Annotated in this window: 9 protein-coding genes; 3 read left to right on the top strand and 6 right to left on the bottom strand. The window is 69.8% G+C overall.

What is annotated here, in order from left to right:
- Positions 1–14 precede the first annotated feature (14 nt).
- From BIU90_RS02470 to BIU90_RS02450, 5 genes are all read right to left on the bottom strand, one after another.
- Positions 15–1,784, bottom strand: a complete 1,770-nt coding sequence (locus BIU90_RS02470) for a hypothetical protein (protein WP_217640891.1) — start codon at positions 1,782–1,784, stop codon at positions 15–17.
- A gap of 40 nt (positions 1,785–1,824) precedes the next feature.
- The gene (locus tag BIU90_RS02465) at positions 1,825–3,729 is read right to left on the bottom strand and encodes a glycoside hydrolase family 127 protein (protein WP_071298638.1); all 1,905 of its coding nucleotides are present in this window, start codon (positions 3,727–3,729) and stop codon (positions 1,825–1,827) included.
- Between the two features lie 40 nt (positions 3,730–3,769).
- Positions 3,770–4,585, bottom strand: a complete 816-nt coding sequence (locus BIU90_RS02460; protein ID WP_071298637.1) for a carbohydrate ABC transporter permease — start codon at positions 4,583–4,585, stop codon at positions 3,770–3,772.
- A 1-nt stretch (position 4,586) separates the two neighbouring features.
- Positions 4,587–5,564, bottom strand: a complete 978-nt coding sequence (locus BIU90_RS02455; RefSeq protein ID WP_083403622.1) for a carbohydrate ABC transporter permease — start codon at positions 5,562–5,564, stop codon at positions 4,587–4,589.
- Between the two features lie 78 nt (positions 5,565–5,642).
- Positions 5,643–6,896, bottom strand: coding sequence for an extracellular solute-binding protein (locus BIU90_RS02450; RefSeq protein ID WP_071298684.1), 1,254 nt, complete (start codon positions 6,894–6,896; stop codon positions 5,643–5,645).
- A gap of 181 nt (positions 6,897–7,077) precedes the next feature.
- Between BIU90_RS02450 and BIU90_RS02445 the strand changes: the two genes are divergently transcribed.
- Together BIU90_RS02445 and BIU90_RS02440 are read left to right on the top strand one after the other, a co-directional pair.
- A complete protein-coding gene (locus BIU90_RS02445; RefSeq protein WP_071298636.1) occupies positions 7,078–8,103 on the top strand; it encodes a LacI family DNA-binding transcriptional regulator in 1,026 nt (341 codons plus the stop codon).
- A 270-nt stretch (positions 8,104–8,373) separates the two neighbouring features.
- Positions 8,374–9,918 carry an alpha-L-fucosidase gene (locus BIU90_RS02440; RefSeq protein ID WP_254786919.1) on the top strand — a complete coding sequence of 515 codons (1,545 nt, stop codon included), beginning with the start codon at positions 8,374–8,376 and terminating at the stop codon, positions 9,916–9,918.
- 159 nt (positions 9,919–10,077) lie between these two features.
- Here BIU90_RS02440 and BIU90_RS02435 read toward each other — a convergent pair whose 3' ends face one another.
- Positions 10,078–10,818, bottom strand: a complete 741-nt coding sequence (locus tag BIU90_RS02435; RefSeq protein WP_071298634.1) for an SDR family NAD(P)-dependent oxidoreductase — start codon at positions 10,816–10,818, stop codon at positions 10,078–10,080.
- Positions 10,819–10,932: 114 nt separating this feature from the next.
- Between BIU90_RS02435 and BIU90_RS02430 the strand changes: the two genes are divergently transcribed.
- Positions 10,933–11,508 carry a TetR/AcrR family transcriptional regulator gene (locus BIU90_RS02430; protein ID WP_071298633.1) on the top strand — a complete coding sequence of 192 codons (576 nt, stop codon included), beginning with the start codon at positions 10,933–10,935 and terminating at the stop codon, positions 11,506–11,508.
- The last annotated feature ends 20 nt before the right edge of the window (positions 11,509–11,528 follow it).

The raw sequence follows: 11,528 nt of genomic DNA, 5'->3' as shown, positions 1-11,528 counted from the left end.
CGGACGGCGTCCTCCTACTGCAGGCGGATGCTGTCCAGTTCGGCGTAGCCGGTGCCGCCGGCGTAGTTCGGCGAGCCCTTGGCGAGCCGGATCATGTTGTAGCCGGCCTGCAGCTGCACCGTGACGTCGACACTGCCGGTCGGGTTCCCCCAGCCGGACGTGGTCGGCGGGTAGCTCACCGTGGAGAACCCGCCGCCGTTGTAGGCGAGTCCCTGCGTCGCGGTCGCGCCGGTGGCGTTCGCGTACTTGATGGTCATCGTGTACGCCTTGGCGGTCGGCACGTTGACCAGGAAGTCCACGAAGCTGTCCGTGCGGGCATCACCGGAGTTGTCGATGCGTCCGACGTAGCCCCCGTTCGACGCCGTCGACGAGGACAGCCGGGCCGCGTTGACGACCGTGGCGTTCTCCGCTTCGTACGTCTGCTGGTAGGACGTCGCACCCGTGGTCGGGGTGATGAGCAGCTGGTACGCCGCGACCGCGTCCATGTTCGACACCGGCACCGTGATCGACCCGTTGACGACGGTGTAGGTCGTCGTCGACACGGCGTTCGGCGCGGCCTGGTTCGTCATGCGCCCCGTGGTGTTGGTGGACGAGAGCTGCACCGAGACCTGGCTGCCGAGCCCGGAGAGCCCGTTCACCTTGATCGTGTTCGAACCGCTGTCACCACCGAAGACGACGTTGACCTGCTTGCGGCTCGCGTCGTAGGAGGCGACCCCGTCCAGGTACGACTGGGGCACGGTCTGGACGACGTTGCCGGACTGGTCGCCGTACCACTTGTACGCCCAGTACGACGCAGTCGGCAGGTTGTTGTACAGCAGCCCGTCCATCGTGCCGGCCTCGTACCAGTAGGCACGCTCGGCGTTCGCGATCCCGGCCCGCTCGAACGAGGCCATGTAGTGGACACCGATGCTCGGCTGGTCGACCTGCCCGGGCGAGGCGTACTCGTTGATCGAGATCGGGATGTGCGGCAGCCCGAGGGAGTCCTCGATGGCGCGGTAGTCGGTGACGTGCGCCTGGACGTTCTGGTAGCTGAAGTCCTGGAGCTCGTGCCACACCGCGACCGAGGGCAGCGTGTTCGTGTTCTTCGCGTTCGTGAGGAACGCGAGCATGAAGTCGTGGTCGTAGACGCTGGCGCCCGGCCCGATGATCGGGGTGAGCGTGTCGACTGCACGGATGTCGCGGTAGGTCCGCGTCCACATGTCGAGGTAACTGCCGGCGTTCGGGTCGTTCTTCGTGCTGGTCGTCCAGTTCGCGTCCGGCTCGTTCCAGATCTCGTAGCCGGAGATGTTCGTCGTGCTGGTCGCGTTCACCCGGGCCGTGATCATCGTCTTGATCTTCGACTCCCAGTCCGCCCAACTGACCCAGTTGTAGGGGAAGGTGCTGAAGACGTCGGGCAGCCGGAGGTACTGCTGCCCACCGGCGGCAGTGATCTTCCCGGCGACCTGCAGGCCGTCGCAGCAGGGGCTGGTGGCACCGTTGCCGAGCTGCTGGGTGCCGGGCGGCGGCTGCGTGAAGGTGTTGACGTGCAGCGGGTACAGCTGGCTCAGCGGCGGGGTGCTGCCGGTGTCGACGCCGTACAGGCCGCCGGCTGCGACGTGGGTCACGGGGCGGACGGTGGTCCCCACGTTGACGGTCAGCGTGTTGCCGGCCGCGAAGGCCGGAGCGGTGGCCCCGAACCCGAAGGCGGCCGTCCCGGTGACCGCGAGTGCGGCGAGGACCGCTGCGATCCGGCGCGATCGGGCTCGTCGGCGTCCGGATCGGACTGGTGGTCGAAGATGCGTCATTGCTTCCTCCTTGTTCGGTCCCGGGTGATCCCGGGACGAGTCATTCGGTGGGCAGGAAGACCCGCATGGTGGAGGGTCCGCGGTTGCCCCAGGTCGCGTACGGCACGAGTCGGACCGTGTCGTCGAACGTGGTCTCGGTGTCCGGTGACCCGTACGGGAGGCCCGACCCACCGTGGACGGTGCGGGTCGCCACCGCGACGCGGACGTCGTCCGGCCCGTGGTCCTGCACCGGCGCGTCGGTCAGGACGACGACGTCGCGGACGTCCCGTCCCAGGTCGGTCGACTCGAGCGCGTAGACCAGCGGTCCTCGCTCGACGGCCACGGTGCCGCGGACCGCGTCGATGCGGGGGTCCGGCACGGTGATGCGGGCCCGGACGGGGACGGTGAGGATGACCTCGTCACCGACCGCGAAGGTCCGATCGACCGTGACGGAGGCGCCGCCGAGCACGCTCCGGTGCCCGTCGGGGGTGGTCAGTTCCGCACCGTCGGCCCACGCCGGGACCCGCAACTGCAGCGCCACCGGCTGCTCGGTCGCGGTCGTCGCGGTCACCGTCACGGTGCCGTCGAACGGCCAGCCCGAGCGGACCTCGAACCCGACCGCGGTGCCGCCGGGCAGCGTGAGGTCGAGGTCGTAGTCGCCGTACTGGTGCAGCTGCACCCCGTCGGTCGTCATCGTCGCGAACACCGACTCCACGCTCGCCAACGTCCGCGCCAGGTTCGTCGGGCAGCACGACACCTCGAACCACGGCGCCCGCAGGCTCGACAACGCCCGGGCGACGACCTCGTCCTCGGGCGGGACCGTGCCCTCGGTGCGCTGGTGCATCGTGTTGGCGTAGAAGAACGCCCGACCGTCCTCGCGCGGGGCGACCATCACGGCGTTGAGCAGGGTGCGCTCGATCAGGTCCGCGTACTTCGACTCCCCCGTCTCCAGCAGCAGCCGCCACGAGAGCATGTTCGACGCGATCGCCGCGCAGGTCTCGCCGTACTCGCGGTCCGGCGGCAGCTCGAAGTCCGCGCCGAACGCCTCGTCCTGGTGGTGCGCCCCCATCGCCCCGGTCAGGTAGGTGCGCCGCGCGACCGTGTTCGCCCACTGCGTCTCGACCGCGTGCAGCAGCTCCGCGTCCCCGGTCTCGACCGCCACGTCGACGGCACCCGCGGCCAGGTACAGCGCCCGGACCGCGTGTCCGCGCAGCACCTGCGCGCGGCGGACGGGCACGTCGTCCTGGAAGTACTCCTGCCCGTACTCGATCGGTGCGAGCAGGCCGCGGCCGCGGCGCTCGACGAACAGGCGAGCCAACAGGACGTACCGGTGGTCCCCGACCGCCCGGCCGAGCTCCACCAGAGCCGGCTCGATCTCCGGGTGGCCGCACACGGCCTCCCGTCCGGTGTCCCCGAACACCTCGATCAGGTGGTCCGCGAGACGGACGGCCACGTCCACCAACGCTCCGCCACCCGCGGTCCGGAGCCGGGCGACGGCCGCCTGGATCAGGTGCCCCATGCTGTACAGCTCGTGGCCCCACTCCAGGTTCGACCACCGGGCCGGCTGGCCCGGCCGGCCGAAGCTCGTGTGCAGGTACCCGTCGGGCTCCTGGGCCGCGGCGACCCGGGCGACGAGCCGGTCGTACCGGCCCGCCAGCCCCGGGTCGCCGGTCCGCCCGAGTTCCCAGGCCATCGCCTCGAGCAGCTTGTAGACCTCCGAGTCGACGAACTCGATCCCCGCATGCGCGAACGGTTCGCCGGACGCAGCGGCGTCGAAGTTGCCGATCCAACCGATGCGCTCCATCCACGACTCGCAGTGCGCCAGCACCGTGTCCGCGTTCCGCTCCTGCCAGGCCCCCCAGTACCCGCCCGTCAGACGGAGCGCACCGAGCGGCAGCGGGTGGAGCGTGGACGAGGAGGGCGAGACCGGCCCGGTGGGTCCGGCTGTGACGTGGGTCAGCGACATGAGGGAGTCCTTGGGGAGAGCAGACGAGGTGGAGGAGCGGTCAGTCCTTGACGGCGCCGGCGGTGACCCCGGCAGCGACGTAGCGCTGTGCGAGGACGAGCAGGACGGCCGCCGGGATCGACGCGACCACGGCGGTGGCCATGATCGAGTTCCACTCCTGGTTGTTGTTGCCGATGTAGGCGTAGATGCCGAGCGTGATCGGCTTGGCGTCGCCGCCGCCGTCGAGCGTGTTGGCGAACAGGAAGTCCGACCAGGCCCACAGGAAGCTGAACAGCGAGACGGTGACGATCGAGTTCCGGCTGACCGGCATCACGATCGAGGTGAAGGTGCGCCACGTGTTCGCGCCGTCGATCCGCGCCGCGTTGAGCAGCTCGTCGGGGATGCCGCGCATGAAGGCCGAGAAGATCAGCACGCCGAACGGGACCGCGATGGTGGAGTCGGCGAGGATCAGCCCCCACACGGTGTCCAGGATCCCGAGCTTCACGTAGATCGTGTAGAAGCCCATCGCCATGATGATCGCGGGGATCATCTGCGCGATGAGGAGCACGAACCCCATCACCGTGCCGCCACGCGGATTGAGCTTGGCGAGTGAGTACGCGGCCGGTGCCGACAGCACGAGGGTCAGCACGACGGTGCCCAGTCCGACGACCAGGCTCGTGCCGAGGAACGGCAGCTGTTGGCCGAGGACGGTCGTGTAGCCGTGCAGGGTCGGGTCGAACGGCAGCAGGTTCGGCGGGGACTTCCGCATGTCCTGGTCCCGCGTCAGCGAGACGTTGACCATCCAGTACACCGGGAAGAGCATCACGGCGGTGAACACGATGCCGAGGGCGGTCTGCCACAGGGGTCGACGAGCCATCTCACACCTCCAGGCGGCGCTGCACGCGCGCGTAGACGAGACCGACGACCAGGGCGATGACGATGAGGACGTTGCCCACGGTGGCGGCGGAACTGAAGTCGGGGAGCAGCGAGCCGAAGCCCAGCTGGTAGGACCAGATCGCCAGGGTGGTGCTCGACCCGGAGGGGCCGCCCTTGGTCATGATCCAGATGATGTCGAAGACCTTGAGCGTGTAGACGAAGCCGAGCAGCAGGGTGATCGCGGTCACCGGCCGGAGCAGCGGGAAGGTGATCCGCCAGAACCGCTGCCAGCCGCTCGCGCCGTCGAGCGACGCCGCCTCGTAGAGCTCCTCGGGGATGCCCTGCAGGCCGGAGTACATGATCACCAGGTTGAACGGGATGCCGATCCAGATGTTCGCGATGAGCACCGCGACCAAGGACCACTGCGGAGAGGTCAGCCAGTTGATCTGCCCGATGCCGGCGGACTCCAGGAAGGCGTTGACCACCCCGGAGTCGCTGTTCATCATCCACGACCAGGTGCTCGCCGACACCAGCAGGGGCAGCAGCCACGGCACCAGGAACAGTGCGCGCAGCAGCCCAGACAGGGGGAACCGCTTGTGGAAGAACACCGCGAGGGCGAGCCCCAGGGCGAACTGCACCGCGATCGAGACGATCACGAAGACCGCGGTGTTCCAGAGCGACGGGGCGAAGGTCGCGCTCGTGAACACCTGGACGAAGTTCTGGAACCCGACGAAGGGGGCGTCCCCCGAGATGAACGAGGTGACGGTGTACTTGCGCAGGCTCAGTTCGACGTTCTTGTAGAGCGGGTACGCGTAGAAGAGCAGGAGGTAGATGGCCACCGGGGCGAGGAACGCCCAGGCCGTGAGCTGTGCTCGTCGCTGCGCGCGTGAGCGTCGGTCCCGGGTCGAGGCGGAGGAGTCCTCCGCCTCGACCGGGGTGCGCGCAGCCGACCGGTGCAGTGACGTCGTGTCGGTCGTCATGGACGTGTCGGCTTCCGTTGTGTCGGTTCGGGTGGTGGTGCTGCGGGGTCAGCGCAGGTGCTGCGCGGTCAGCGCAGGTCAGTTGCTGAGCTTGGAGTCGACCGCCTGTTGCGCTGCCTGCAGCGCGTCCGACGGCGATGCCGACCCGCTCTCGGCCTTCTGCACGGCGGTCCAGAGCTGCTCCGAGATGACCGGGTACTTCACGCCGAGGTTGTCCCCGGTGCGGGCCTTGGCGGCCTTGACCGCGTCGACCCAGGTCTGCAGGGACGAGTCCGAGGCGAGCTGCTTCTGCTGCAGGGTCGGCGACGCGACGATGTAGTTGAGCGTGTTGTCGGTCGTGACGACGTTGTCGCCCGAGGACAGGCAGGAGACGATCTTCTTCGTCACGGCGTAGCGCGCCGTGTCCTTCTGCACCGGGATGGTGAAGAACTCGCCGCCCGTCGGCACCGGGGCGGCGCCACCGTTCTCGGCCGGGATCGTGATGACCTGGGCACCCATCTGCTTGGCGGAGTCCTTCTGCCAGGTGCCGTTCTCACCGAACGCGAAGTCCCCGGACTGGAACTCCTGCCACGACGTCGTCTGGGTGTTCTGGATCACCGAGTTCGGCGCGTAGCCCTTGTCGATCCAGCCCTTCCAGAGGTCGAGTGCGGCTTCGGCCTTGGCGGAGTCGAGCTTGGTCAGGTCGGCGTCGGCGCCCCAGAACCACGGGAGGAACTGGAACGAGCCCTCCTCGGTGTTGATGCCGGAGAACGTGATGCCCTTGCCGCCGGAGGCCTTGACCTTCTCGAGCGCGGCCGTGAGCGACGCCCAGTCCTTCACCGAGGACACGTCCACGCCGGCCTTCTCGAGCACCTTCGGGTTGTAGTACAGGGCCAGGGTGTTCGCGCCGATCGGGACACCGTAGGTCTTGCCGTCGATGACCCCCGCACCGAGGATGTTCTTCGCGATCTCCCCGGTCTTCAGGCCGTTCGTCGCGGTGTCGGTCAGGATGCCCGACTTGGCGAGCGTGGAGACCACGGGGTTGTCGACGAGCAGGACGTCCGCGGACTTCCCCTGCTGCCCGGCGAGCAGCGCCTTGTTCGTCAGGTCCGAGGTGTCGTACCCGGTGCGCTTGACGGTGACGCCGGCGTCCTTGCCGCACTGGGTGACGAGCTTGCCCCAGGCGGACGAGGCGTCGTACTGGGGGTACGGGTCCCAGAACGTGTAGGTGCCCTTCGCGGCGTCGCCGGAGCCGGAGCCCGAGGACGAGGCCGCGCAGCCGGTGAGGCCGGCGACGGTGAAGGCCGCGGCAGCTGCGACGGCGGTGATCCGGAGAACGGTCTTGGTGCGCATGATCACGGATTCCTCTCTGAATGCGGTGTGATCGCTGTGGTCGGGGACCGGGTCCGCACCGCCGACCGCAGAGGAGTCCTCGTCGTCGAGCAGAACCGAAACCGGTTTCGGGAGCAATGTAGAACGGGTCTTGCCGCGCTGTCAACCCATCTCGTAAACTGGTTTCGACGAGAGGGTGGACATGGACAACGACCCGTCGACACTGGCGGACGTCGCGCGCGCCGCGGGGGTCTCGGTCGCCACGGCGTCCAAGGCGCTCAACGGGAAGGCCCACGTCAGCGCCCGTGCACGCGAAGCGGTGCTCGCAGCGGCGTCGGACCTCGCGTTCCGCCCGAACCCGTTCGCACGGGCCCTCAACCGGGCATCGACGAACACGATCGGCATGCTCACGAGCGACCTCGACAACCGGTTCGTCCTGCCGATCCTGCTCGGCGCCGAGGATGCGTTCGGCGCCGGGTCACTGTCGGTCCTGCTCGCCGACGCCCGCGACAGCGCCCTCCGCGAGCAGCTGCAGTTGCAGTCCCTCCTGACCCGTCGCGTCGACGGCGTGCTCATCGTGGGCCGCACGACGAACCCCCGTCCTCCGATGCAGTCGAAGCCCGACGTCCCCGTCGTGTACGTGTACGCGCCATCGACCGACGACGCCGACCTGTCGTTCGAGCCCGACAACGAACTCGCGGGGCGCATGGCCGTCGACCACCTCGTGGCGACGGGCCGCACCCGCATCGGCATCGTCAACGGCGAGGACTCCTACGCCGCCGCCCGCGACCGACTGCGCGGCGTCACCAGCGCCATGGAGGCCCACGGCATGGAACTCGTCGGCAACCCCGGGCTGGTGTTCGGCATGTGGAACGAGACCTGGGGACGACAGGCCGCGGTGCGCCTGCTCGAACGGCATCCCGACCTGGACGCCGTCATCGCCGGCAGCGACCACATCGGCCGCGGCGTGATGGACGCGGTCCGCGAGTCCGGCCGACGGATCCCCGAGGACGTCGCCATCGTCGGCTTCGACAACTGGGACATCCTGGTCGAGGGCGCCCGCCCGCAGCTCAGCAGCATCGACATGAACCTGCAGGAGCTCGGACGTCTGGCCGCGGAGGCCCTGGTCGCGATGATCGACGGTCGCGTCCAGCACGGACGGGTCCGCAACCCGGTCGAACTCGTCGTGCGCGGCTCGACCGACCCGAGCGTGCCCGACGCCGGCTGACCGGACGGGCGACCCGCCCGCCCGCTGGCACGCCCCACGGGATCACGCGGCCACGCGCCTCCCGCCCGCCGCGCGGTCCTGCGGTGACGCACGGTGCGAGGTTGCGGACACCGTGCGAGTTCGTCTCCTCGCACCGCGTGCACAACCTCGCACCGAGCCGCACGCGGCCGCAGCGGCCCGACCGGCCCGCGCGCGTGACAGCGCGCTCAACCCAGACATAGGATGTCTGTGTCCGCGCCACCGCCGCCGCGTCCCCGATCGGAGCACCCCGTGCACGAACCGCTCACCCCGCTCGACCCCACCACCCTGCCCGACCCCGTCGACGTCTCCGACAACACCGCAGCCCTCGCGGCCGTCGACGCCGTCGTCCGCCAGGGGCCCTACGACGCCACGTGGGAGTCCCTGCAGCAGTACCGCGCACCGCTCTGGTACCAGGACGCCAAGTTCGGGATCTTCATCCACTGGGGGGTGTTCTCGGTCCCCGCGTTCCGGAACGAGTGGTACTCCCGCGACATGTACCGGCAGGGCACGCCGGAGTTCGAGCACCACGTGGCGACCCACGGCGCGCAGGACGCCTTCGGGTACAAGGACTTCATCCCGTCCTTCACGATGGAGCACTTCGACGCCGCCGAGTGGGTCCGCGTGTTCCGCGAGGCCGGCGCCCAGTTCGTCGTCCCCGTCGCCGAGCACCACGACGGCTTCGCGATGTACGACACCGCCCGGTCGCGGTGGAACGCCGCCCAGCTCGGCCCGCAGCGCGACGTGTTCGGCGAGCTGCTCGTCGCCGCGGACGCCGCCTGGATGGTCCGCGGGGCCTCGTCGCACCGCGCCGAGCACTGGTTCTTCATGAACGGCGGGACGAAGTTCCCCTCGGACGTCCTCGACCCCGCGTACGCCGACCTGTACGGGCCCGCGCAGCGTGAGGAGACCGCGCCGAACGAACGCTTCCTCGAGGACTGGCTCCTCCGCACGGTCGAGCTCATCGACGCGTACCGCCCGCAGGTGCTGTGGTTCGACTGGTGGATCGAGCAGCCCGCGTTCCAGCCGTACGTCCGGACCCTCGCCGCGTACTACTACAACCGTGCCGCCGAGTGGGGCCGCGAGGTCGTCATCAACTACAAGTGGGGCACGTTCGCCCCCGGCAGTGCCGTGTACGACATCGAGCGCGGGGCGATGGGCTCCACGCCGGAGATGGTCTGGCAGAACGACACCGCGATCGCGAAGACCGCGTGGAGCTGGATCGAGGGGCACGACTACAAGTCCGTCCGCGACCTGGTCGCCGAGCTGATCGACGTCGTCGCGAAGAACGGCGTGCTGCTGCTCAACACCGGCCCGAAGCCCGACGGCACCCTGCCCGAGGACGAGGTCCGGATCCTGCGCGGCATCGGCACCTGGCTGGCGCGCAACGGCGAAGCGGTCTACGGCACCCGCCCGTGGACGATCTCGGGCGAGGGTCCGACGACCCATCCCGCCGGCTCGTTCGTCGATGCCGAGTCCGTCGCCTACACCGCCGAGGACGTCCGCTTCACGACCCGCCACGACGTCACCGGCGATGCCGTCTACGCCACGCTGCTCGCCGATCCCACGGACGGGCAGGCCCGGATCCGCGCGTTCGGCTCGGCCACCGGACTGCTCGGGCGGCCGATCCGCTCGGTCGCGGTCCTGGGCCACGACGGCGAGGCCCAGTGGGAGCAGCGCCCGGACGGGCTGGTCGTCACGGTCGACGGGATCGCGAGCGTCGACTCCGGCCCGGTGGTCCGGGTCCGGCTGGAGCCGGTCGTCGAGGCGGAGCGGACCGACTTCCTGCACCAGTGAGCGCGTGACGGACGGGAGGCCCGTGGCGGCGCCGCCACGGGCCTCCCGTCCGACTGCGCGGTCCGTCTCCCCCGCACGTCTCCATCGCGAGAGCGACAGATCACCGCGGACGGTCGGCGCAGGACTGTCGCCTTCGCGGAGTGGACGGTGACACTCGGGTCAGACCGCGATGCGCCCGCCGTCCACCGGCAGGACCGCGCCGTGCACGAACGACGACGCATCGGTGGCGAGGAACACGATGGCGTCCGCGACCTCCTCCGGCGTGCCGGGCCGCCCGGCCGGGCCCTGCGCGGCGAGCGCGTCGAGTCCCTCGCCCATGGCCGCGGTGCCCTCGGTGCGGGTCGGTCCGGGACTGACGGCGTTGACCCGGACGCCCTTCGTGCCGAACTCCGCCGCCCACGACTTCGTCAGCAGCACGAGGGCCGCCTTCGTCGAGCCGTACAGGCCCATGCCGTCGGCGCCGAACTCGGCGACCATCGTCGTCACGTTCACGATCGCCCCCGTGCCGCGCTCCGCCATCGCCGGCGCAAGGGCCGCGACGAGGAAGTACGGAGCCTTGACGTTGAGGGAGTAGACGCTGTCGAAGTCCGCCTCGGTCGTGGCCTCGGTCGGACCGAACGGGAAGACACCGGCGTTGTTGACCAGCACGTCGATCCGGCCGCCGGCGAGGCGCTGGGCCTCGGTCGCGACCGCCGCTGCGCTCGCTGCGTCGTGCAGGTCGGCCGCCACGAAGTCGGCGCGGCCGCCCCGCTCGCGGATCCCGGCGACGACGGCGTCTCCCCGCTCGGTGTTCCGTCCCGTCACGACGACGTGCAGGCCGAGGGTGGCGAGCTTCTCGGCAGCCGCTCGGCCGATGCCGCTCGTGCCGCCGGTGACGAGTGCGCTGGTGTGGATGCTCATGGGATGTCCTATCTGAACAGATCTGTTTGGCCAGGATCACCCTACGTCCGCGTGGAGGGGTCGACGCAAGGGCGACACGCCGCTAATCTGAACAGATCAGTTCAGGAGGACATCGTGACCGACACCCCACCCCGCACCCGACGCCGACCCGCGCTCGAACGGGTCGTGGCAACGGCCGACCGGCTGTTCTACGCGAACGGACTGCACGCAACGGGCGTCGACACCATCGCCGAGGCAGCGAAGGTGTCCAAGGCGAGCATGTACACGTACTTCCCGAGCAAGGACGACCTGGTCGGCGCCTACGTCGACGGCCGCAGTCGAGCGTGGCGCGCGCACGTCGACGAGCACCTCGCCGGGTCCGACCTGGCACCGGCGGAGCGCGTCCTGCTGGTCTTCGACCTGCTCGGCGCCTGGTTCGCGACCGAAGACTTCAACGGCTGCCCCTTCATCAACGCCGAAGCCGAGAGCACCCGGGACTCCCCGGCGCACGCGGTCAACGTCGATCATCGCGCCTGGGTGCGCGGCCTGTTCCGCGACCTCGCCGAGCAGGCCGGCGCCGACGACCCGACCGCCATGTCGATCCGACTCGCGATGCTCTACGACGGCGCGATGGTGGGCGCCCACACCGAGCCCGGCATCGACTGGGCCAGCGAAGCGCAGCGGGCAGCCGCGGTGCTGCTGGCGGTGTGACGGTCTCCACCGCCGGTCTC

The organism is Curtobacterium sp. MCBA15_001, assembly GCF_001864835.1.
GTDB lineage: Bacteria > Actinomycetota > Actinomycetes > Actinomycetales > Microbacteriaceae > Curtobacterium.
This window is presented reverse-complemented; position numbering and strand designations above follow the sequence as displayed.

Coding starts and splice junctions, on each gene's coding strand:
- BIU90_RS02435 (WP_071298634.1), bottom strand. CDS start 10,818: ATGAGCATCCACACCAGCGCACTCGTCACCGGCGGCACGAGCGGCATC.
- BIU90_RS02465 (WP_071298638.1), bottom strand. CDS start 3,729: ATGTCGCTGACCCACGTCACAGCCGGACCCACCGGGCCGGTCTCGCCC.
- BIU90_RS02450 (WP_071298684.1), bottom strand. CDS start 6,896: ATGCGCACCAAGACCGTTCTCCGGATCACCGCCGTCGCAGCTGCCGCG.
- BIU90_RS02470 (WP_217640891.1), bottom strand. CDS start 1,784: ATGACGCATCTTCGACCACCAGTCCGATCCGGACGCCGACGAGCCCGA.
- BIU90_RS02455 (WP_083403622.1), bottom strand. CDS start 5,564: ATGACGACCGACACGACGTCACTGCACCGGTCGGCTGCGCGCACCCCG.
- BIU90_RS02445 (WP_071298636.1), top strand. CDS start 7,078: ATGGACAACGACCCGTCGACACTGGCGGACGTCGCGCGCGCCGCGGGG.
- BIU90_RS02460 (WP_071298637.1), bottom strand. CDS start 4,585: ATGGCTCGTCGACCCCTGTGGCAGACCGCCCTCGGCATCGTGTTCACC.